The sequence below is a fragment of the Mycobacterium saskatchewanense genome (assembly GCF_010729105.1).
GTDB lineage: Bacteria > Actinomycetota > Actinomycetes > Mycobacteriales > Mycobacteriaceae > Mycobacterium > Mycobacterium saskatchewanense.
The window spans coordinates 5,811,349-5,832,035 of record NZ_AP022573.1 but is presented as its reverse complement, the minus strand read 5'-3'; the positions used below and the strand labels follow the sequence as shown (position 1 = coordinate 5,832,035).

Sequence of the window (20,687 nt, the reverse complement as noted above, 5' to 3'; positions counted from 1 at the left end):
GAGGCACGCCCGATCCTCCTGTCCTAGGCGGTGATGATCGAGGATTCCGTCATCATGCCCGAGGCGTGCTTCGTCGTCGAAGGCGACTCCTTCAGTCGCTCGCGGCCGCCCTCAGCGCGGCCGTGTGGGAACGGCGGCGAGGCCGTCGGCGATTCCCCGGTCTACACCCTGCGGCGCAGAATAGCCGCCCGGTGCGGCGTCCCGGCAGTTGCAGCCGAGTGTGCCGAACGCGCTCGGGTCGGCACTGGCGGAAGCAGCTCCGCCGATGAACAGGGTTACAGCGATGGCCGCACTCAGGGCTATCTTGGTCATCGGCTTGTCGTCTCCATGAATTCAGGCTCGCGCCGGAGACGCGCCGCGTCGTCGACGCTGACATCCGTCTTGCCGACCCCGCCACCCTGACCTCGGGGATACCGGCTAGCTGCAATTACTCTGGTCACTGCCGGTAGTCGCGCGAAAGGATCTTCGTCGAGGTGCAGCCAGGGCATGCGGGCATGCGCGTCGTCGTCGCCGACGACGACGTCCTCCTGCGCGAGGGGCTGGCCAGCCTTCTGACTCGTTCGGGTTACCGGGTGGTGGGCCAGGCAGGTGATGCCGCCGCCCTGCTCGAGCTGGTCCGCATGGAAAAGCCCCAGCTGGCGATCGTCGACATCCGGATGCCGCCGACCCACACCACCGACGGGCTCGATGCGGCGATGACCATCCGCCAGGAGATCCCGGAAGTCGGGCTGGTCATCCTGTCGGCGCACGTCGACGTCGAGCACGCGATGCAGCTGCTGGCGAGCGACCGCGGCGTCGGCTATCTGCTGAAGACGCGGGTCACCGACGTCGACGAATTCCTCAAGACACTTGGCCGCATTGCCGACGGCGCCTACGTGTTGGACCCCGCCCTGGTGCAGGAGTTGGTGGGCGCGCGCACGCGCAGCGATCCGCTCACGTTGCTCAGCTCTCGGGAGAAGGAAGTGCTCGCCCTGATGGCGGAGGGGCGCTCGAATGTGGGGATCGCCCGCCGCCTGTGGGTGACGGAGGGCACCGTCGAAAAACACGTCCGCAGCATCCTGACGAAGTTCGACCTACGCGAAACGCCCGACGATCACCGCCGCGTGCGCGCGGTGATCACCTTTCTCGAGGCTCGTTGACGGGTGACCAAAGCCAAGCCGTGGACGACCTCTCGCCTGGGATCGAGGTTGTTGCCGCCGGCGCCCTCGCCCACGCCCCGGGGGCTTGCGGTGGCCGCCGCCTGCATCGCGGCGGAAACCGCTGTTCTGCTGATGCTCAAGACATTCGCCCCGGACAACGCGTTCGGGGTGATCTATCTGATCGGGGTCCTGGTAGTCGCCACCGGTTGGGGCGCCGGGCTCGGGGCCGCCACCGCGGTAGTCAGCGCCCTCGCCTATGACTACTTCCGCGGCTGGCCCGACTCCCCCGGCTCATTCGCCGAACTCCAGGACTGGGTGGTCATTGCCGTGTTCCTGGTGGTGGCCCTGGTCGCACACGCATTGGCACGCCTGGCACGAACGCGTGCCGCCGACGCGGAAGCGCGCACGCGTGAGGCCGAGGCGAGCCGCGAAGAGCTCACCGTTCTGGCCGAACAGCAAGCCGCACTGCGCCGGGTCGCGACCCTGGTCGCGCGCGGCGTTCCGGCGTCCGACGTCTTCCCGGCGGTGGCACACGAGCTGGCGACCTGCCTCGGTGTGGCCAACGCGTCGCTCTGGAGGTACGAGGCCGACGGCACGGCGACGCTCGTCGCTGCCGTCGACGATCCCAAGCAGTCGGGTCGCATGCCCGTCGGAAGCCGGTGGCCGCTGGACGGTGACAACATCGTGGCCATGGTGGCCGGCACCGGTCGACCAGTGCGGATGGACACCCATGACGCCGCGGCCGGGGACGCCGCGTCGCTGATCCGCCGCCTCGGGCTGACCGCCGGCGCCGGAGCGCCGATCGTCGTCGAGGGCCGGCTGTGGGGCGTCGCGGTCGCGGGTTCGGGTCCCACCAGGTCGCTGCCGCCCGACGCCGAGCAGCGGGTCGGGGAATTCACCGAACTCGTCGCCACCGCCATCGCCAACGCCGAAGCCCACGCCGCACTCACCGCATCGCGCGCGCGCATCGTCGCGGCCGCCGACGACGCCCGGCGCCGCCTGGAGCGCGACCTGCACGACGGCGCCCAACAGCGCCTGATCTCACTTGCGCTGCAACTGCGCTCCGTCGAGGCCGGGGTGCCGGCGGAACTCCGGTCGCTGCGGGACCAGATCTCGGACGTGGTGGCCGGTCTGACGTCGGCGTCGGGCGATCTCCAAGAGCTCGCCCGTGGGATTCATCCGGCGATCCTGTCCAAAGGGGGTCTGGGGCCCGCACTCAACGCGCTCGCCCGCCGCTGCACCATTCCGGTCACGCTTCGCCTGCAGCTCGACGGGTCGATCCCCGAGCCGGTCGGCGTTGCCGCCTATTACGTGGTAGCCGAGGCCATGACGAACGCCGCGCGGCACGCGCACGCCTCGGGCCTCGACATCGACGCCACGGCCACGGGTCCGGGCCTGGTGCTGTCGATTCGCGACGACGGCATTGGGGGGGCGGACATCGGCAACGGATCCGGCCTCATCGGCCTGATCGACCGTGTCGAGGCCCTCGGCGGACGCATGCGGATCACCAGCCCGCCGGGCGGCGGCACCACTCTCGAGGTCGAAATTCCGGTCTCGGCCTGAATCGTCGTTCCATGAGCGTTATTCCATGAGCATCGCCGCGAGCGTTCCGCCCAGCTCGTAGGCCCGTTCACGCACCGTGGCGTCGACGCCGCCGGTGACCTCCAGCACGTCGGCGGCCTGGCTCAGCGACAGCCCGCTCGCGAGCCTTCCGACCGCGGCCGCCGCGCCGACCGTGTCGTTGTTGCCGTGCACCCACAAGCCGTAGGGACGCCCCGACACGTGGTCGAGGCTCGGGTAGTAGACGGTGTCGAAGAAGTGCTTGAGCGCGCCGGACATGTAGCCGAAGTTCGCCGTGGTGCCGAACAGGTAGCCGTCGGCGTCGAGCATGTCCGGCAGGGTCGCGGCCAGCGCCGGACGCGAAATCATCTCCACACCAACGATTTCCGGATCGCCGGCCCCGGCGAGCACCGCCTCGAGGAGCTCACGCGTGGCCGGTGACGGCGTGTGGTGGACCACCAGCAGCGTCTTACTCACCGGCCGGCCTGAATCTGAACGGCCGTCTTCATGGCCTCCCGCGCGCGGCGCCGGTCCCCCGCGTAGTCATAGGCTCGGGCCAGCCGGTACCAGCGCCGCCAGTCGTCGGGTTGGGTCTCCACCTCCACACGCACCGAGGCGAACAGCGCGTCGGCCGCCTCGCGCTCGATGCGGCCCGACGCGCGCCTCGGCAGCGTGCTGGTGTCGAGTTCCAGGCCGTCCTCGGCGATGAGCCGGGCCAGCCGTTGGTGCGCGAATCCGGCTCGCAGAGTGGCGATCATCGCCCACGCCCCGATAACGGGCATGATCAGCACCGCCCCGCCGAGGCCCACGGCGGCCGGCCGGCCGGAACCGATCATCCCGAAAGCCATGCGCCCCAACAGCAGGAAGTAGACCACCATCGCCAGGCAGAGGAAGGCGATCAGCAGCTGGATGCGGACGGCCCGGTTCATTGCAGGTCGAGCAGGGGCTCGAGGCCCACCGTGAGGCCGGGGCGTTGCGTGATGCGGCGCACGGCCAGCAACACCCCCGGTACGAACGAGGTGCGGTCCATGCTGTCGTGGCGGATGGTCAGCGTCTCCCCCTCGGTGCCGAACAGGATTTCCTGGTGGGCTACCAGTCCGGCCAGGCGCACCGAATGCACCGGAACGCCGTCGACGTCGGCGCCACGCGCCCCCGGGAGGGCGGTGCTGGTGGCATCGGGGTTGGGCGGCATGCCCTTTCGGGCCTCGGCGATGAGTTTGGCGGTGCGGGCGGCCGTGCCCGACGGGGCGTCGGCCTTGTGCGGGTGGTGCAACTCGATCACCTCGACCGACTCGAAGAACCGCGCCGCCTGCCTCGCGAACTGCATCGAGAGCACCGCCCCGATCGCGAAGTTCGGTGCGATGAGCACGGCGGTGCCCGGCGAGTCCGCCAGCCACGACTCCACCCGCTCGAGGCGCTCCGGGGTGAAGCCGGTCGTGCCCACCACGGCGTGAATCCCGTTGCGGATCACGAACTCCAGGTTGTCCATCACCACGTCCGGATGGGTGAAGTCGATGACCGCCTCGGTGTTGCCGTCCGTCAGCAGGGTCAGCGGGTCCCCCGCGTCCACCTCCGCCGACAACGTCAGGTCCTCCGCGTCCCGCACCGCGGCGACCATCGTTGCGCCGACTTTCCCCTTGGCTCCCAGCACACCTACCCGCATGACGCCCACCCTAGACCGAGGGCTTCGGGGCGCGGCGACCGCGCGATTGTCGAGGCACTCGGCCTAGGGCCGACGCCGTATTAGCAACCGATCGTCTCGTTCCCCGGCGGGCTGCTCGTCGGGTTCGAGGCCTTGACGCGATGGCGACCCTCGGCAACCCCGGCCCAGACTTGGTGTTCGACGCAGCGACCAGAACGCCCGCCCGCCTCGAAGGTGAACGCCATCCGCCGGCGCGGCTGGGTCATCGCCTTCGACGACGCCGGCGTGAACTCGGCCTCCCTGCCACTGCTGGACGTGCTGCGACCGGAGATCGTCAAGCTCGACATGAACCTCGTCCGCTCCACCCCGCGGGCACACGCGTCCCAGGTGATGTCGGCGGCGCTGACCTACCGGGAACGTCGGAATGCGGTCATCCTCGCGGAGGGCGTCGAGACGGGCGACCAGCGGGTCCGGTCGCGACTCCGGCACGCCGTCACCTGCGTCACCATCATCGCCTCCCACCTGCTGGCCCGCATCACGTGAGAGGTTAAGGGCGGCAGCGCATCTGAAGCATTCGATGCGTTATCCACAGTTGGACTTCTATTCACAACTTCTATTCACGGAGGACGATTTTCCGTCGCCGGCGTCGTACGCCCACCATACGATTCGCACATGCGTTCGATACAGATGCCGCCGGAGGTGGTCGCAGCGTTCGACGCGCTGGATGCCGCCGAGGCGCAGATCCGCGGCCTGAACGTCGGCGCGTTGGACCCGGCAGTCCTCCTGCACGCGCTGGAACGGGTGGAAACCTCGCGCCGCCGGCAACTGGCCTGGAGCTACGACGTGATCGCCGGCCTGGACAACGAGGATCCCGCAGCAGTCGGCGGCCCGGTGCACAAGGTCGTCGCCGACTGGCTGCGGATCAGCAACGCCGAGGCGGGCCGCCGGCTTAGGGACGTCAGACAGCTGTCCAGCCGGTTGACTCTGACCGGCGAGGAGCTGCCACCGGAGTTGCCGGCGACGGCGCAGGTCTGGCGCGACGGCCTGCTCGACGGGCAGCACCTACGGGTGATCCAGACGTTCGTCCGCGACCTCCCGCACGACCTGCCCGCCGCCACCGTGGCGCACGCCGAGCGGTTCCTGGCTCGGCAGGCGACCAAGCTGCGTCCCGATCAGCTGGAGAAGGCGGCACACCGGTGCGCGCTGGAGCTCAATCCCGACGGCAAGTTTTCCGACGCCGACCGCGCGCGTCAGCGCGGCTTCACCTGGTGCGGCCAGCGGGCCGACGGCATGAGCGTCGGGAAGCTGGTGGCCTCCCCGGAACTCCGGGCCAACGTCGACGCCTGGCTCGCCCGGTTCGCGGCTCCCGGGATGTGCAACCCGGACGACGAAACCCCGTGCACCGAGGGAGTACCCAGCGACGAACACGCGGGCGGAGACACCCGAAGCCACGCCCAGCGCCAACATGACGCACTCAACGCCCTGGTCCGCGGTCAGCTGGGTGATCCGAAGCTCGGCCGGCACAACGGGTTACCCGTCACCGTCATCGTGTCGACCACGCTGCAGGAATTGGCGTCGGGCGCGGGCCGGGCGGTCACGGGCGGCGGAACGGTGCTCCCAATGCGCGACCTGATCAGGATGGCCGGCCATGCCTACCATTACCTAGCCGTGTTCGACGAGCACTCAACACGCCCGCTGTACCTCGGCCGGACGCGACGCATCGCGTCCCCCGATCAGCGCATCGTCTTGTATGCGAAGGACCGCGGCTGCACACACCCGGGCTGCGACGTGCCGGGCTACTGGTCCGAGGTGCACCATGTAACCGGTTGGGCCGCCGGTGGACCGACCGACGCGGACAACCTCACGTTCACCTGCGCGCCGTTCCACAAGCTCGTCGAAGAGGGCTGGCGGACAAGGAAGTTGCCCGATGGCCGCACCGAGTGGATTCCGCCGCCGCCCTGGGACCGCGGCGCGCGCACGAACGACTATCACCATCCGGAACGCCTCTTCGCCGAGGACGACGATGCGCCCTGACGCAGGCTCAGAGCTTGAACCGCCCCGCGAACCCGCGCAGCGGCAGATCGGCGCTGCTGATGATTCCCGGACGCGCCGCCACCACCGACTTGATGGACGCGAGCGCGGGCATGCCGGTGACCGTCATGCCGATCGAGGCGAAGTTGTCCGGATTGGACAGGTCCACGCCGGGCTTGGGGAAGATCATGTGCTTGTTGTAGACGCAGGGGTCGCCCTTGATTTGAGTGATGTAGCAGCCCTTGATGTTCCAGCTCGGATCGGTGTGCGGGGTCATCTGCCACTCCAAATGGGTCTCGACCCGCGGCACCCCGCCGACCATGCCCTGGTACTTGATGTAGTTACCGCCCAGCGAACCCTTGGGGAGCACGTACCAGCCCAGGTCGACGTCCTTGGTGCAGGCCCCGAGTTCGTAGCTGAACTTGACCTCGTCGAGCGGCAGGTCGAAGCAGTCGGCCATCATCAGGACGCTGTCGGCGAAAACGCGGGTGTACTTCTCCAGCTTGGACGGGATATCGGGATCGTCGACCGGCTGGCCGTAGCCGACCTCGATCCAGGTGTCCTTGGAGTGGTGGCACGAGACGTCGACGGACTCGATCGTGGTGACGTTCTCGATTTCGGCGACGTCCGCCGAACAGACCACGCCGAGGATCTGGTTCACGCCCGGGTTCATTCCGGTGCCGTAGAACGTCGCACCGCCCTTGAGGCAGGCCTCCCGCAGCAGCTGGGTGACGGGCTTGCCCGAGGGGTGCGGATGGTTGGTATCGCGGTGCCACCCGGTGATCCAGTCGGCGGTGGTCACGATGTTGATCCCGGCCTCGAGCACCCTGACGTACAGGTCCTCGTCGGGGAACACGCCGTGGAAGGTGAGCACGTCGGGCTTGGCCGCGATGATCTCGTCGACGCTGCCCGTGGCCCGCACCCCGTTGGGTTCGATGCCCGCCAGCTCGCCGGCATCACGCCCGACCTTCTCCGGCGAATAACAATGCACGCCAACGAGTTCGAGGTCGGGCTGGGCGGCGATTCGCTTGATCATCTCCTTGCCGACATTCCCGGTGGCCACCTGGAATACGCGAATCGGTCGAGCGTGTGCAGTCAATTCCGGTCAGCCTCTCTGGGATGCGTGCATGTCGGGGTAGAACCGTTTGGCCCACTTGCGAATTGCCGTGAAGCCCTCGTACTCGTCGGCGGCCAGCGCGGGCGGGTCCGAGTAGCGCTGATGTCGCCAAATCTCGATGTCTTGCTCGAACTGCCGGATCACCTCTCGGCCGAACTCGTCGGCCTTCCGCTCGGCGCGCTCCGGGTCCCTGCCGGCCACCCGGCCGATGTAAACCATGAACCGGACGTCGGAGGTGGAGTCGTCCACCGGCGTGACCGCGGAGATCGTCCGGTTGTCGACCATGCCCCAGCTTTTGGTCACGGCGATCCCCAGGCCGCCGTTGATCGCCTGCACGCCGCTGTTGACGTCCTCGATCTTCTGTCCGTCGTCGCCCTCGAAAGTGATGGTGAAGTCAACGAAGGACACCGGCTCGGCGAAGTCGTGCCGCGTGAAGACCGGCACGATCGGCGTGTTGTGCACGAACTTGAAATGCGCGAAGTCCACGCCGTTTTCGAGCACGTACTGCGGGTGCAATTCCAAGCCCGGGCGGTACAACCGCTGCTGCGGGTAGTAGCCGTCCGCGGCGCTACCATCCCCGAAGGCGGCGAAGACGTCCGGCGCGTCGAAGTACGGCTCGCGGCGCTCGACGTCATGCCAGACGTAGACCGACGAGTTCCGCTCGGCCACCGGATAGGTGCGGATCCGCCTGCCGCGATTGGGCCGGTCCTGATACGGAATGCAGACGTTGCGGCCCTCCCGGTTCCACTGCCACCCGTGGAAGGGGCACTGCAGCACGTCGCCGACCACCGTGCCGCCGTAGCCCAGGTGTGCGCCGAGGTGCTCGCAGTATGCATTCATCACGGTGAGCTCGCCCGATTCGGCCCGCCAGGCGACCATCTCCTCGCCGAAGTACTTCATCCGATGCACGTCGCCGATGCCGATCTCGTCGGACCAGGCCACCTGGAACCAGCCCGTCGGTTTCATCGACAGCGGCGGCTTAGCCATGCGAGCGGTCCTCCACGCCTAGGAATGATAGGTCCCATTGCCGTGAAATCAAAGTACCCTCTATGAAACTGGTAGGCTTCGCCCGGTGACCGAACCCCAGGTCGCCGGCCGACGCCCCAACCGGCGCGGCCATGCGACGCGCGAAAGCATGCTCGAGGCCGCGCTCAAGTCGCTGGCCTCCGGCGAGCCGGGCTCGGTGTCGGCCAATCGCATCGCCAAGGACATCGGCGCGACCTGGGGGGCGGTGCAGTACCAGTTCGGCGACACCGACGGCTTCTGGGCCGCGGTGTTACACCGCACCGCCGAGCGGCGCGCCCAGACCATCGCGGCGCTCTCGACGCCGGTGCCGCAGGATGCGCCGCTTCGGGAGCGTGTCGGCGCCATCGTCGAGACGCTCTACCGCGGCCTGGCGTCGCCGGATTCGCGCGCCATCGAGAACCTGCGGGCTGCACTCCCCCGTGACCCCGAGGACCTCGAACGCCTCTACCCGCGCACCGCCGCCGAACTTGTGTCGTGGGGCAAGAGCTGGCTGGAAACCTGCCAGAACGCGTTCGCCGGTCTGGACGTCGACCCGGACCGAGTGCGCGAGGTGGCGGCCCTCATCCCCGGCGCGATGCGCGGCCTGGTGTCGGAACGCCAGTTGGGCTCCTACGCGGATATGGACATGGCGCGGCGCGGCCTGACCAACGCTCTGGCCGCCTACCTGGAACAGTCGCGGGTCGGCGGTCTGCCGGGGTCTTAACCTGGGACACGTGAACGTCAGCGACGACATCCGCATCCGGCAGGCCGAGCCGGCCGATCTAGGCGCCGTCGCCGAGATGCACTACGGGGTGTGGCGCCGGTCCTGGACCGGCATCCTGACGTCGCCCCTGCTGAATCTCCTCGGCCCGCCCAAGCGGTGGGTCGCCGACGTCTACCCGCAAACGCTCAATCGCCCTGGCTGGAGCATGTGGATCGCCGAAGCGGGCGGCCGCGCGGTCGGTGTGACGATCTTCGGGCCCGACGACGACGAGCCGGGCAGCACCCAGATCGACGCGCTCTACATCGCCGACGACCGCCAACGGCGCGGCACCGGCGGCCTGCTGCTCGACACGGTCCTGCGGCGCAGCCCGTCGACCGACGTGATCTTGTGGTGTGCCGAGCAGAACGCGAAGGCGCGCAGCTTCTACGAGAAGAACCACTTCCGCGCCGACGGGCGGACCCTGACCTGGGAACCACTGCCGGGAATCCGGGTGCCGCACCTCGGCTACCGGCTCACGCGCCCGGCGGTCCTGTCGTTATGACTGCCGGATGTCCAGGCGCGCCAACAAGCGAATCGTCGACGGGCTGATCCGCCGCATCGCGTACCCGACGCGAGACTCGGCGGCGACCGGCACCACGGCCGGGCCGGTCTCGACCGCCTTCACGATCGCCTTCGCGACGGCCTCCGGCGTGAAGTTGCGGCGCCGGTACGCCGCGTCGGCCTTCTCCCGGGCGCGTTCCTGCTGTTCCGGGGTCATCCCGGCGTAGACGGTGCTCTTCGCGATGTTGGTGTTGACAAAACCGGGGCACACGGCGGAGACGGTGATGCCCTCGTCGGCGAAGTCGGCCCGCAATGCCTCGCTGAACGCCAGCACCGCCGCCTTGGTGGTGCCGTAGGCCACCATCGACTTCGAGGGGATGAAGGCCGCCGCCGATGCGACGTTGATGATCGTCCCGCCCTGCCCACGCTCGACCATCTGCGCGCCGAACGCCCTGCTGCCGGCGATGACACCGCGGACGTTGATCCCGATGATGTCGTCCCAGTTCTCCGGGCTGGTCTCCAGGAAACGGCCCGCCATCCCGATGCCGGCGTTGTTGACCAGGATGTCGACCACGCCGTGTTCGGCAAGCACGTGCTCGGCAAGGTCGTTCATCATGTCTTCGTCGCTCACGTCGGCCTGGTACACCGCGGCCTCCGCGCAGGCGGCGCGGACGGCGTCCGCGGTTTCCTGGGCGGCGCCCAGATCCCGGTCGACGATCAGCACCTTTCGGGCGCCGCGCCGGGCCAGTTGCACCGCGGTGGCCCGGCCGATGCCCGCGCCCCCGCCGGTGACGAGCGCGAGCTTGCCCCGCACGTCATGTGGACCGACCGGCACCTCGCGCCGTCCGCGCGAAACCGCACCCGGAGCCGTTGCGCCGTCGGCGTTTTGATCCACCCACTCGCCGGTCAATCGCGCGATGACGTCCGGGCGCGAGGTGACCACCCAGTGCCCGCCCTCGATGGAGACCACCCTGCCACGGGCGGGGATCGCGCCGGTGAAGCGCTGCAGGGCGGGCGTCACGAAGATGTCCTTGCGCGGCACCAGGACCTGCACCGGGACGGTGGTTTCGGGCAGGTGCGATCCGGGCGAGATCATGGGCGCGGGCATGTTCTCCCGGTACAGGTTGAGCCCGTTGAGATAGTCGCCGATGGAACGCGGCGTCCGGTCGCGCCGGCTCAGAGTGCTCGACCGGCCGATACGCTCTGCGGCCTCAACGACTTTCACCCCTATCCGGGAGCGGAACGACAGTTCCGGCACGCCCGGGCACAGGAAAAACCCGATATAGCCCGACGACACCAGCTGCCGCGCGACCTGAGCCACCGCGCGCGGAGTGCGCGCCGAACGCAGAAACACGCCGGCGTACCGCAGGTGCGGTCCCGAAATCGAGGTGAACGACGCGACTTTCCCCATCACGGAGTCGTCGGTGACCGCGGCCCAGGTCGCGATCGAGCCCCAGTCGTGGGCAAGCAGGTGCACCCGCTCGACGCCGAGGCTGTCGATCACCGCATCGAGGTCCGCCACCAGCTGGGCGAAGGCGTACCCGGATCGGGTTGCGGGGCGGCCCGATTCACCGGCGCCGCGCACGTCGTAGGCCACGACGTTGTAGCGATCGCCCAGGTGCGCGGCCACGCCGTCCCAGACGTGGTAGTTGTCGGGAAAGCCGTGGATCGCCACGATGGTCGGGCGTTGCGGGTCGAAATCGGTGTACCGGTAAACGGCCAGGTTCACGCCGTCGGACGCCGTGATGGTGGATTTGATTGCCGCCCGGTCGTCGACGGTCAACATCGTGGCCCCTCCCCATTGAGTGCTGCAAGTATAGGACCGGCCGGCTACCGGGCCTCGGCGCGCTGCTTCAGCCGCTGCAGGGTGAGCCGGATGTGTTCGGCGTTGGCGGCGGCCCGATCCGAAACGCCTGTGGACCTGCCGGCTAACTTCCGGAACCAGCCCGGCCGTCGGTCCCAGGTACTTTCGGTGACCCGACAGCCGCCATCGGCGTCTTCGATGTCGTATTGCCAGCGCGCGACCGGGATGACGGTGTAGTGCACGTCGAACCCGAAACGCCGGCCCGGTTCGGCGACGGTCACGGTGCACCGGGTGTTCCAGCTCAATGCGCCGTTCTTGTTGTGACCGGTGAAGACCGCGCCCGGGCACGCCGCATCGCCCTTGCGCCACTCCATCGACACCGCCTCCTCGGCCAGCGAGGCCAGCGTCGGGAGGTCGGTGACGAGCTCGTACACCACGTCGGGACGGGCGTCGATGTGGACGGTGGCCGCCACGCAGGGATCGGACATCCGCCGATCATAGCCAGCAAACGCCAGCGGAAGGTCGGCCCGCTCGTTCGATTGCGGCCCATCCGAGGTTTCTTCACACTTGAGCGGATACCTCAACTGCCAAGGGGCGACTATGCGCGTCGGCGTTCCGACCGAGACGAAGAACAACGAGTTCCGGGTGGCCATCACCCCGGCCGGTGTCGCCGAACTGATCCACCGCGGACACGAGGTGCTCGTGCAGGCGGGCGCCGGCGAGGGGTCGGCCATCCCCGACGAGGAATTCAAGGCGGCGGGCGCCGAACTGGCGGCCACCGCCGAACAGGTGTGGGCCGACGCCGACCTGCTGCTCAAGGTCAAGGAACCGACACCGCCCGAGTACGGCCTACTGCGCAGCGGGCAGGTCCTGTTCACCTATCTGCACCTGGCCGCGTCCCGCGCGTGCACCGATGCGCTATTGGCCTCGGGGACAACGTCGATCGCCTACGAGACCGTCGAGGGCGCCGACGGCAGCCTGCCGCTGCTGGCGCCGATGAGTGAGGTCGCCGGTCGGCTCGCCGCCCAGGTCGGGGCCTACCACCTGATGAGGACCGAGGGCGGCCGCGGTGTGCTGATGGGCGGGGTGCCGGGCGTCAAGGGCGCCGACGTCGTGGTCATCGGCGCCGGCACGGCCGGCTACAACGCGGCCCGCGTCGCCTCCGGCATGGGGGCGACCGTCATGGTGTTCGACCTCAACATCGCCAGGCTCCGGGTGCTCGACGCCGAGTTCGGGGGACGCATCGGCACGCGTTATTCATCGGCGTACGAGTTGTCGGGTGCGGTCACCCGCGCCGACCTGGTGATCGGGGCCGTGCTGGTGCCCGGCGGCAAGGCGCCCACGCTGGTCCCCAACTCGCTTGTCGCGCAAATGAAGACGGGCGCGGTGCTGGTCGACATCTCGATCGACCAGGGCGGCTGCTTCGAGGACTCCCGCCCTACCACCCACGACCAGCCGACGTTCGCGGTGCACGACACGCTGTTCTACTGCGTGGCCAACATGCCCAGCGCGGTGCCCAAGACGTCCACGGTGGCGCTGACCAACGCCACCATGCCGTACGTCCTCAGGATCGCCGACCACGGATGGCGGGCGGCGTGCCAGACGGATCCGGCTCTCGCCAAGGGGCTTTCGACTCACGCGGGGGCGTTGCTCTGCGAACGTGTGGCCGCCGACCTGGACCTGCCCTTCACGGACCGGGCGAGCGTGCTGGCCTGACGGTCGGTGACGGTCAGCCGCCGAGGTTGGCGACGATGTCGCCGGCCGGGCCGGACTCGGCCTTCTGGAACGACGTCCCCGCCCACAGGGCCATCCCGTTCGGGTCCTCCCACTGGGCCGCCGCCTCCCGTATCGGCAGCGTCATCTGGTGCACCTCCGGATAACCCAGCGGCGCAACGTCGTTGAGCAGACGGGTGAAGGTGTTCTCCAGACCACGGGCGTAGCGACCCGAGAACGCGCGCGAGACGATGGTCTTGCCGTGCAGGGGATTCTTCATCGCGGTGCGCTGGGCGCGATGGGTGTTGGCCTCGTCGCTGAGCAACAGCGCGGTACCGACCTGTGCCGCGACCGCGCCCCGGCGCAGCACACCGGCGACGTCCTCGGCGGTGCCCAGCCCGCCGGCCGCGATGAGCGGGACGTCGCGATGGGCGCGATGGATGCGGTCGATCAGGTCGTGCAACGACTCGGTTCCGGGCTCCATGTCCGGCGCGAACGTGCCGCGGTGGCCGCCGGCGTTGGGTCCCTGCACCACCAGGCTGTCCGCGCCGGCGGCGATGGCCACCCCCGCCTCGTAGGCCGACGTCACCGTCACCATCACCAGCAGGCCCAGCGCGCCGAGCCGCGCGATGACATCGGGCGACGGCACGCCGAAGGTGAACGACACCAGCTCCGGGCGCATGTCGGCCACCACCTCGAGCTTTCGTTCCCAGTCGTCGTCGTCCCCGAACTCGGGCCGGCCCACCTCGACCTGGTAGTGCTCGGCGACCCCCTCGAGCTCTTCGGCGTAGTAGTCCAGCGCCGCCCAGTCCGCCACGCTGGGCTGGGGCACCAGCAGGTTCACGCCCAGCGGGCCGGTGGTCAGGGCCCGCGCGGCCGTGACGTCTTCGGCGAACTGCTCGGCGCTGACGTACCCGGCGGGGATGAAGCCCAGCCCGCCCGCGTTGGACACCGCCGCGGCCAGCGCCGGGGTGCCCGCCCCGCCGGCCATCGGAGCGCCGACGATGGGGACCATGATGTCCCAGAAGCCGAGTACCATCGGGCTAATTTACCATCGCCCTAAGTTGTTGGGGCAGTGATCGTTTCGTGGTATACGGGCCCACCACGGCAGCACCGTAGCGCTGGCCCAGCAGCCGGCGCGCCACCGCGTTCACCTCGTCGACGGTCACCTCGTCGATCCGCCGCAGAGTCTCTTCGATGGTGCGCTGCGCGCCGTAGTTGAGCTCGTTGCGGCCCAGCCGGCTCATGCGGGAACTGGAATCCTCCAGCCCGAGGACGAGCCCGCCGCGCAACGACCCCTTGGCGATCCGGCATTCCGCCTCGGTGATGCCGTCGCGGCCCACCGATTCGAGGACGTCACTGGCGACCCGCATGACGTCGGCGAATCGCTCCGGCAGGCATGCCGCGTACACCGACAGCGCGCCACTGTCGGCGAAAACGTCGGTTGCGGAGTAGATCGAGTAGGCCAAGCCCCGGGACTCGCGCACCTCCTGGAACAGCCGCGAACTCAGCCCGCCGCCCAGCGCGGTGTGTAGCACCGACAGGGCCCAGCGATGCTTCCAGGTGCGCCCGGGGGTGCGAATGCCCAGCGAGACGTGGGCCTGTTCGGAGTCACGATTGGCCAGCGCCAGTCCGGGGCGGCCCGGGACCCGTCCGGCGCCCTTGCGCGGACTGACCGCCTGCCGCCCCCGAACCAGGTGCGGCCCGAAATGCGCGCGCACCAGCTTGACCACCTCGTCGTGGTCGACGTTGCCGGCGACCGCGACGACCATCCGCTCCGGCGTGTAGCGCCGCACGTGGAACGAGTGCAACTGGGCCCGCGTCATCGCCGACACCGATTCCGCGGTGCCGATCACCGGGCGGCCCACCGGGTGGTCACCGAACAGTGCGCCCAGGAACATGTCGCCCAGCGCGTCCTCGGGGTCGTCGTCGCGCATGGCGATCTCTTCGAGGACGACGTCGCGTTCGACCTCGACATCCTCGGCCGCGCAGCGGCCGTTGAGCACCACGTCGGCGACGAGGTCGACGGCGAGCGCGAGGTCGCTGTCGAGCACGTGCGCGTAGTAGCAGGTGTGTTCCTTGGCGGTGAACGCGTTGAGCTCCCCGCCGACGGCGTCCATCGCCTGCGCGATGTCCACGGCCGTGCGGGTCGGGGTGGATTTGAACAGCAGGTGCTCGAGGAAATGCGCCGCTCCGGCCACGGTCGCGCCCTCGTCGCGCGACCCGACCCCCACCCAGACGCCGACCGAGGCCGAGCGCACGGCGGGCAGGTGTTCGGTCACGACGCGCAGGCCGCCAGGCAGGGTGGTGCGCCGCAGCGCGGCACGGTGTTCCGGTGTGGCCTCAAGGGCGCGTTTACCCCGCCGCAGGGCGCCCGCCGAACCCGGACGCCCTCCGGTGTCGTCAGCTGCTGGCTGTCGCGGCATCGGCCGGCGCTGGGGGCGCGGGGGCGGTGCTGTCCGAGGTGGCGTCTTCGTCCACGAGGACCAGGGAGATCTTGCCCCGCTTGTCGATGTCGGCGATCTCGACCCGCAGCTTGTCGCCGACGTTGACGACGTCCTCGACCTTCGCGATCCGCTTGCCTCGGCCGAGCTTGGAGATGTGCACCAAGCCGTCGCGACCCGGCAGCAGCGACACGAACGCGCCGAAATCCGTTGTCTTGACCACGGTTCCGAGGAACCGCTCGCCGACGGTCGGCAGCTGCGGGTTGGCGATCGCGTTGATCTTGTCGATCGCGGCCTGCGCCGAGGGCCCGTCGGTGGCGCCGACGAACACGGTGCCGTCGTCCTCGATCGAGATCTGCGCGCCGGTCTCCTCGGTGATGGCGTTGATGACCTTGCCCTTGGGGCCGATGACCTCGCCGATCTTGTCGATCGGGACCTTGATCGTGGTCACCCGCGGAGCGTACGGACTCATTTCGTCGGGCGCGTCGATGGCCTCGGCCATTACCTCGAGGATCGTCAGGCGCGCATCCTTGGCCTGGGACAGCGCGCCCGCGAGCACCTGCGACGGAATCCCGTCGAGCTTGGTGTCCAGCTGCAGGGCGGTCACGAAGTCCTTGGTGCCCGCGCACTTGAAGTCCATGTCGCCGAACGCGTCCTCGGCACCGAGGATGTCGGTCAGGGTCACGAAACGCCGCTCGGTCTTGCCGTCGATCTCGACGTCGTCGGAGACCAACCCCATCGCGATGCCGGCGACCGGCGCCTTGAGCGGCACCCCGGCATTGAGCAGGGCCAGCGTGGAGGCGCACACGGAACCCATCGACGTCGAGCCGTTGGAGCCCAGCGCCTCGGACACCTGGCGGATGGCGTACGGGAATTCCTCGACGCCGGGCAGCACCGGGATCAGCGCACGCTCGGCCAGCGCGCCGTGCCCGATCTCGCGCCGCTTGGGCGAGCCGACCCGGCCGGTCTCTCCGGTGGAGAACGGCGGGAAGTTGTAGTGGTGCATGTACCGCTTGGACGTCTCCGGTCCCAACGAGTCGATCTGCTGGGCCATCTTGACCATGTCCAGCGTGGTGACACCCAGGATCTGGGTCTCGCCCCGCTCGAACAGCGCGCTGCCGTGCGCCCGCGGGACGACGGCCACCTCGGCCGACAGCGCGCGGATGTCGGTGATGCCGCGGCCGTCGATGCGGAAGTGGTCGGTCAGGATGCGCTGGCGGACCAGCTTCTTGGTCAGCGAGCGGAAGGCGGCGCTGACCTCTTTCTCCCGGCCGGAGTAGGTCTCGGCAAGCCGCGCCAGGACTTCGGCCCGGATCTCCTCGGTGCGGCCGTTGCGCTCGGCCTTGCCCGGAATCGTCAACGCCTGGGCCAGTTCGTCTGTCGCCACCGAGGCGACCGAGTAGTACACGTCGTCGCCGTAGTCGGGGAACACCGGGTAGTCGCCGGTGGGCTTGGCGGCCTTGTCGGCCAGCTCCTGCTGAGCCTTGCACAGGGTCGCGATGAACGGCTTCGCCGCCTCCAGGCCTTCGGCCACAACGCTTTCCGTCGGCGCCTGCGCGCCCCCCTCGACGAGCTCGATGACATTCTCGGTGGCTTCGGCCTCGACCATCATGATGGCGACGTCCGCCGTGCCGTCATGCTCGCCGACGATGCGGCCCGCCACCACCATGTCGAACACGGCCCGCTCGAGCTGCTCGACCGTGGGGAAGGCGACCCAGGTGCCGTCGATCAGCGCGACGCGCACACCCCCGACGGGGCCGGAGAACGGCAGCCCGGAGATCTGGGTGGACGCCGACGCGGCGTTGATGGCCAGCACGTCGTAGAGGTCGTTGGGGTTCAGGCTCAGGATCGTCACGACGACCTGAATCTCGTTGCGCAGCCCACTGACGAACGACGGCCGCAGCGGGCGGTCGATGAGCCGGCAGGTCAGGATGGCGTCGGTGGACGGCCGGCCCTCACGGCGAAAGAACGAACCGGGGATGCGGCCCGCGGCATACATCCGCTCCTCGACGTCGATGGTCAGCGGGAAGAAGTCGAAGTGCTCCTTGGGGCTCTTGCTGGCGGTGGTCGCCGACAACAGCATGTTCTCGTCGTCGAGGTAGGCGACGACGGCACCGGCGGCCTGCTGGGCCAACCGGCCGGTCTCGAATCGGATGGTGCGGGTGCCAAAGCTCCCGTTGTCGATAGTGGCGGTCGATTCGAACACGCCTTCATCAATTTCAGCTACAGACATGACGTTGTCCGTACAGCCTCTCTGGTATTTAGCTTTTTCGCGTCGTCACGCGCAACCAGAGGGCTTCACACCGACTCACCGGGCCCGACGGGCCTGAGAGCTTCGCGGACAGCGAGCCTGCGTACGGCTACGGCCATCGATCGAAGCGGCCGACCTGCCCCAGATCCGGGCAGCCCGGCAGCCACTACCGAGGACCGCCCGATGCAGACTGGCTGCTCCCTCGGACCTGCATAGTGACACGCTGGAACGGCACGCACGGGTCTGCGCGAACCGCACCGTTTGCTCGGACCGAAACGGCCCAGAACGCTCCCACTGTACACGGGCGGAGTTGGCCTGCCAGCGGGGCGCTCAGCTTTGCCCGGGTCAGCGGCGCAGCCCCAGCCGCTCGACGAGCGAGCGGTAGCGCGCGACGTCGACCTGCGACACGTACTTGAGCAGCCGCCGGCGGCGACCCACGAGCAGCAGGAGACCCCGCCGCGAGTGGTGGTCGTGCTTGTGCACCTTGAGGTGCTCGGTCAGGTCGGCGATCCGCTTGGTCAGCAGGGCCACCTGCGCCTCGGGCGACCCGGTGTCGGTGTCGTGCAGGCCGTAGGTGCCCAGGATTTCCTTTTTCTGCTCGGCAGTCAGCGCCACGAAAACATCTCCATCAATCGGTCCGCGATCAGTGATTCCGGGCGCGGCCACCGCGAACCACAGCACGCGCCGATGTCGTCGGGCAGTCTAGCAGCGGGTCGGCCACCGGGCATAAACGCGGCTTAGACGGGGCACAGACGCGGATCGCGCCGGGTCAGCCCGCGGACAGCAGCGCCCGCGCGCGCCCGATGTCCTTTTCCATCGCGGTCACGAGTTCCTTGACCGAGTCGAACCGGTGCTGACCCCGGATGCGCGCGACGAAGTCGAGCGCGACGTGCTGTCCGTACAGGTCGGCCGTCTTGTCCAGGACGAAGGCCTCAACCGTGCGGGTCCGCCCGGAGAAGGTCGGGTTGGTGCCGACGGACACCGCGGACTGGTAGCGCTCCCCCGGGATGACAGTCCCCGTCACGGGACCGTGCCCGAGGACGGTGAACCATGCCGCGTACACGCCGTCGGCCGGAATGGCGGAGTACATCGGCGGGGCGACGTTCGCGGTGGGAAAGCCCAGCTCGGCGCCCCGGCCGTAACCCCGGACCACCACCCCCTCGACGCGGTGCGGGCGGCCGAGCGCCTCCGTGGCCGCGACCACGTCGCCGGCGTCCACGCAGGACCTGATGTAGGTGGACGAGAACGTCACCGTCTCGTTGCTGTGGTGCTCGGAGAGCAGGGACATCGACTCCACCGCGAAGCCGAATCGCTCGCCGGCGCGCCGTAGCGTCTCGACGTTGCCGGCGGCCTTCTTGCCGAAGGTGAAGTTCTCCCCCACCACGACCTCGACGACGTGCAGGTTTTCCACCAGCAGCTCGTGGACGTAGCGGTCCGGCGTGAGCTTCATGAAGTCGCTCGTGAACGGCATGACCAGGAACACGTCGATGCCCATCTCCTCGACGAGCTCGGCGCGGCGGGTCAGCGTCGTGAGCTGCGCGGGGTGGCTGCCGGGATAGACCACTTCCATGGGGTGCGGGTCGAACGTCATCAGCACGCTCGGCACGTTGCGGGCGCGACCCGCCTTCACCGCGTGCGCGATCAGTTCGGCGTGGCCGCGATGCACACCATCGAACACTCCGATGGTCAGCACGCACCGGCCCCAGTCCGTGGGAATCTCGTCTTGGCCGCGCCACCGCTGCACGACCGCAAGCCTACGATGCCGAGCCCGTCCATGGCGTGCCCGATCTGCGTTACGCCCATTGGGCCTGCTCTGAGCCTGCAGCGGGGCCCGCCTCGCGCGCACGGAACTCAGTGTGCCCCGGTTCAGGTTGCATTGCCTAAACTCTCTGCTTGTGAGGGCTGACGACGAGCCTGGCGGTCTCACCGCGGTCGGCCAGGACTATCTCAAGGTCATCTGGAATGCCCAGGAATGGTCCCCGGACGGGGCCCCGCAGCGAGTCAGCACCAAAATGTTGGCCGAGAAGATCGGGGTGTCGGCCAGCACGGCCTCGGAGTCGATCCGCAAACTCGCCGAGCAGGGCCTCGTCGATCACGAGAAGTACGGCGCGGTGACGTTGACCGAGGCGGGCCGGCGCGCCGCACTGGAGATGGTCCGCCGCCACCGGCTGCTGGAGACCTTTCTGGTCAATGAGCTCGGCTATGCGTGGGACGAGGTGCACGACGAGGCCGAGGTGCTCGAGCATGCCGTGTCGGACCGGCTGGTGGCCCGCATCGACGCCAAGCTGGGGTTCCCCCAGCGTGATCCGCACGGTGACCCGATCCCGGCCTCGGACGGGCAGGTGCCGACACCGCCGGCGCGCCAGCTGTGGGCGTGCGGTGACGGCGACAGCGCGACGGTGGCGCGAATCTCCGACGCCGACCCCGAGATGCTGCGCTACCTCGCCGAGGTGGGCATCAACCTTGACTCCAAGCTGCGGGTCCTGACCCGCCGCGAGTTCGCCGGGATGATGTCGGTGGCCATTCAATCGATCGGGGGCGCGGAGGCGACGGTCGACCTGGGCAGCCCGGCCGCTCGGGCGATCTGGGTGGTGGGCTAGCGGCGATCGCAAGCGCGGCGAAGCCGGGCGCCGCGGGTCGCCGCTGGTCGCCGCTATTCGGGCTAGCCCGTCTCACGTCCCCCGCCCCCGTCGCCGAGCGTGCAGCCTGAACACCCT

21 protein-coding genes are annotated in these 20,687 nt (G+C 69.0%); 8 read left to right on the top strand and 13 right to left on the bottom strand.

The window, feature by feature from the left end; genetic code table 11:
* Nucleotides 1-111 precede the first annotated feature (111 nt).
* Entirely contained in the window at nt 112-312 is a 201-nt protein-coding gene (locus G6N56_RS27430; protein WP_142280655.1) for a hypothetical protein, read from the bottom strand.
* Between the two features lie 182 nt (nt 313-494).
* Here G6N56_RS27430 and G6N56_RS27425 point away from each other — a divergent pair, with 182 nt between their 5' ends.
* The gene (locus G6N56_RS27425) at nt 495-1,139 is read left to right on the top strand and encodes a response regulator (RefSeq protein ID WP_085256374.1); all 645 of its coding nucleotides are present in this window, start codon (nt 495-497) and stop codon (nt 1,137-1,139) included.
* Nucleotides 1,140-1,142: 3 nt separating this feature from the next.
* Nucleotides 1,143-2,702, top strand: a complete 1,560-nt coding sequence (locus G6N56_RS27420; protein ID WP_085256375.1) for a sensor histidine kinase — start codon at nt 1,143-1,145, stop codon at nt 2,700-2,702.
* A gap of 18 nt (nt 2,703-2,720) precedes the next feature.
* Here G6N56_RS27420 and G6N56_RS27415 read toward each other — a convergent pair whose 3' ends face one another.
* Genes G6N56_RS27415 through dapB form a run of 3 tightly spaced genes read right to left on the bottom strand, consistent with a single transcriptional unit; the run spans nt 2,721 to nt 4,362 of the window.
* A complete protein-coding gene (locus tag G6N56_RS27415) occupies nt 2,721-3,176 on the bottom strand; it encodes a flavodoxin family protein (protein ID WP_085256376.1) in 456 nt (151 codons plus the stop codon).
* The gene (locus G6N56_RS27410) at nt 3,173-3,628 is read right to left on the bottom strand and encodes a hypothetical protein (RefSeq protein ID WP_085256377.1); all 456 of its coding nucleotides are present in this window, start codon (nt 3,626-3,628) and stop codon (nt 3,173-3,175) included. The genes G6N56_RS27415 and G6N56_RS27410 overlap by 4 nt, the downstream gene beginning before the upstream one ends.
* Entirely contained in the window at nt 3,625-4,362 is a 738-nt protein-coding gene (gene dapB / locus G6N56_RS27405) for a 4-hydroxy-tetrahydrodipicolinate reductase (protein WP_085256420.1), read from the bottom strand. The genes G6N56_RS27410 and dapB overlap by 4 nt, the downstream gene beginning before the upstream one ends.
* Nucleotides 4,363-4,575: 213 nt before the next feature.
* Here dapB and G6N56_RS27400 point away from each other — a divergent pair, with 213 nt between their 5' ends.
* Together G6N56_RS27400 and G6N56_RS27395 are read left to right on the top strand one after the other, a co-directional pair.
* Nucleotides 4,576-4,884: an EAL domain-containing protein gene (locus tag G6N56_RS27400; protein WP_158090725.1), complete on the top strand. Its 309-nt coding sequence runs from the start codon at nt 4,576-4,578 to the stop codon at nt 4,882-4,884.
* Nucleotides 4,885-5,013: 129 nt separating this feature from the next.
* Complete coding sequence (locus G6N56_RS27395; RefSeq protein WP_085256379.1) at nt 5,014-6,375, top strand: HNH endonuclease signature motif containing protein; 1,362 nt, start codon at nt 5,014-5,016, stop codon at nt 6,373-6,375.
* A gap of 7 nt (nt 6,376-6,382) precedes the next feature.
* Here the strand turns inward: G6N56_RS27395 and G6N56_RS27390 are convergent, their stop codons facing one another.
* Together G6N56_RS27390 and G6N56_RS27385 are read right to left on the bottom strand one after the other, a co-directional pair.
* Nucleotides 6,383-7,471 (bottom strand): NAD(P)H-dependent amine dehydrogenase family protein, encoded by a 1,089-nt coding sequence (locus G6N56_RS27390; RefSeq protein WP_085256380.1) that lies wholly within the window; start codon nt 7,469-7,471, stop codon nt 6,383-6,385.
* A 6-nt stretch (nt 7,472-7,477) separates the two neighbouring features.
* Complete coding sequence (locus G6N56_RS27385) at nt 7,478-8,476, bottom strand: aromatic ring-hydroxylating dioxygenase subunit alpha (protein WP_085256381.1); 999 nt, start codon at nt 8,474-8,476, stop codon at nt 7,478-7,480.
* Nucleotides 8,477-8,624: 148 nt separating this feature from the next.
* Here G6N56_RS27385 and G6N56_RS27380 point away from each other — a divergent pair, with 148 nt between their 5' ends.
* Nucleotides 8,625-9,218, top strand: a complete 594-nt coding sequence (locus G6N56_RS27380) for a TetR/AcrR family transcriptional regulator (RefSeq protein ID WP_085256421.1) — start codon at nt 8,625-8,627, stop codon at nt 9,216-9,218.
* A 10-nt stretch (nt 9,219-9,228) separates the two neighbouring features.
* Complete coding sequence (locus tag G6N56_RS27375) at nt 9,229-9,759, top strand: GNAT family N-acetyltransferase (protein ID WP_232069164.1); 531 nt, start codon at nt 9,229-9,231, stop codon at nt 9,757-9,759.
* On the opposite strand, the gene G6N56_RS27370 is transcribed toward G6N56_RS27375, so the two are convergent.
* Together G6N56_RS27370 and G6N56_RS27365 are read right to left on the bottom strand one after the other, a co-directional pair.
* A complete protein-coding gene (locus G6N56_RS27370; RefSeq protein ID WP_085256382.1) occupies nt 9,754-11,544 on the bottom strand; it encodes an SDR family oxidoreductase in 1,791 nt (596 codons plus the stop codon). The two genes, G6N56_RS27375 and G6N56_RS27370, sit on opposite strands and share 6 nt — an antisense overlap.
* Before the next feature lie 44 nt (nt 11,545-11,588).
* A complete protein-coding gene (locus G6N56_RS27365) occupies nt 11,589-12,050 on the bottom strand; it encodes an SRPBCC family protein (RefSeq protein ID WP_085256383.1) in 462 nt (153 codons plus the stop codon).
* A gap of 112 nt (nt 12,051-12,162) precedes the next feature.
* Between G6N56_RS27365 and ald the strand changes: the two genes are divergently transcribed.
* Nucleotides 12,163-13,278: an alanine dehydrogenase gene (gene ald, locus G6N56_RS27360; RefSeq protein ID WP_085256384.1), complete on the top strand. Its 1,116-nt coding sequence runs from the start codon at nt 12,163-12,165 to the stop codon at nt 13,276-13,278.
* Nucleotides 13,279-13,291: 13 nt separating this feature from the next.
* Here the strand turns inward: ald and G6N56_RS27355 are convergent, their stop codons facing one another.
* The 5 genes from G6N56_RS27355 to G6N56_RS27335 all read right to left on the bottom strand — a co-directional run bounded on the left by G6N56_RS27355 (nt 13,292) and on the right by G6N56_RS27335 (nt 19,714).
* On the bottom strand, nt 13,292-14,314 hold the full coding sequence (locus tag G6N56_RS27355) for a nitronate monooxygenase (RefSeq protein WP_085256385.1): 1,023 nt from the start codon (nt 14,312-14,314) through the stop codon (nt 13,292-13,294).
* Nucleotides 14,315-14,318: 4 nt separating this feature from the next.
* Nucleotides 14,319-15,701: a M16 family metallopeptidase gene (locus G6N56_RS27350; RefSeq protein WP_085256386.1), complete on the bottom strand. Its 1,383-nt coding sequence runs from the start codon at nt 15,699-15,701 to the stop codon at nt 14,319-14,321.
* Nucleotides 15,679-17,952, bottom strand: a complete 2,274-nt coding sequence (locus G6N56_RS27345; RefSeq protein ID WP_163645180.1) for a polyribonucleotide nucleotidyltransferase — start codon at nt 17,950-17,952, stop codon at nt 15,679-15,681. Before G6N56_RS27345 ends, G6N56_RS27350 begins: the two co-directional genes overlap by 23 nt.
* Nucleotides 17,953-18,315: 363 nt before the next feature.
* The gene (rpsO, locus tag G6N56_RS27340) at nt 18,316-18,585 is read right to left on the bottom strand and encodes a 30S ribosomal protein S15 (RefSeq protein ID WP_085256423.1); all 270 of its coding nucleotides are present in this window, start codon (nt 18,583-18,585) and stop codon (nt 18,316-18,318) included.
* Nucleotides 18,586-18,739: 154 nt separating this feature from the next.
* Complete coding sequence (locus G6N56_RS27335) at nt 18,740-19,714, bottom strand: bifunctional riboflavin kinase/FAD synthetase (RefSeq protein WP_085256388.1); 975 nt, start codon at nt 19,712-19,714, stop codon at nt 18,740-18,742.
* Between the two features lie 151 nt (nt 19,715-19,865).
* On the opposite strand from G6N56_RS27335, the gene mntR reads away from it, so the two are divergent.
* Nucleotides 19,866-20,570 (top strand): manganese-binding transcriptional regulator MntR, encoded by a 705-nt coding sequence (mntR, locus tag G6N56_RS27330; protein WP_085256389.1) that lies wholly within the window; start codon nt 19,866-19,868, stop codon nt 20,568-20,570.
* Nucleotides 20,571-20,687 lie beyond the last annotated feature (117 nt).

Coding starts and splice junctions, on each gene's coding strand:
- G6N56_RS27370 (WP_085256382.1), bottom strand. CDS start 11,544: ATGTTGACCGTCGACGACCGGGCGGCAATCAAATCCACCATCACGGCG.
- G6N56_RS27345 (WP_163645180.1), bottom strand. CDS start 17,952: ATGTCTGTAGCTGAAATTGATGAAGGCGTGTTCGAATCGACCGCCACT.
- G6N56_RS27410 (WP_085256377.1), bottom strand. CDS start 3,628: ATGAACCGGGCCGTCCGCATCCAGCTGCTGATCGCCTTCCTCTGCCTG.
- G6N56_RS27365 (WP_085256383.1), bottom strand. CDS start 12,050: ATGTCCGATCCCTGCGTGGCGGCCACCGTCCACATCGACGCCCGTCCC.
- G6N56_RS27385 (WP_085256381.1), bottom strand. CDS start 8,476: ATGGCTAAGCCGCCGCTGTCGATGAAACCGACGGGCTGGTTCCAGGTG.
- G6N56_RS27430 (WP_142280655.1), bottom strand. CDS start 312: ATGACCAAGATAGCCCTGAGTGCGGCCATCGCTGTAACCCTGTTCATC.
- G6N56_RS27380 (WP_085256421.1), top strand. CDS start 8,625: ATGCTCGAGGCCGCGCTCAAGTCGCTGGCCTCCGGCGAGCCGGGCTCG.
- ald (WP_085256384.1), top strand. CDS start 12,163: ATGCGCGTCGGCGTTCCGACCGAGACGAAGAACAACGAGTTCCGGGTG.
- G6N56_RS27355 (WP_085256385.1), bottom strand. CDS start 14,314: ATGGTACTCGGCTTCTGGGACATCATGGTCCCCATCGTCGGCGCTCCG.
- dapB (WP_085256420.1), bottom strand. CDS start 4,362: ATGCGGGTAGGTGTGCTGGGAGCCAAGGGGAAAGTCGGCGCAACGATG.
- G6N56_RS27425 (WP_085256374.1), top strand. CDS start 495: ATGCGCGTCGTCGTCGCCGACGACGACGTCCTCCTGCGCGAGGGGCTG.
- G6N56_RS27395 (WP_085256379.1), top strand. CDS start 5,014: ATGCGTTCGATACAGATGCCGCCGGAGGTGGTCGCAGCGTTCGACGCG.
- G6N56_RS27350 (WP_085256386.1), bottom strand. CDS start 15,701: ATGCCGCGACAGCCAGCAGCTGACGACACCGGAGGGCGTCCGGGTTCG.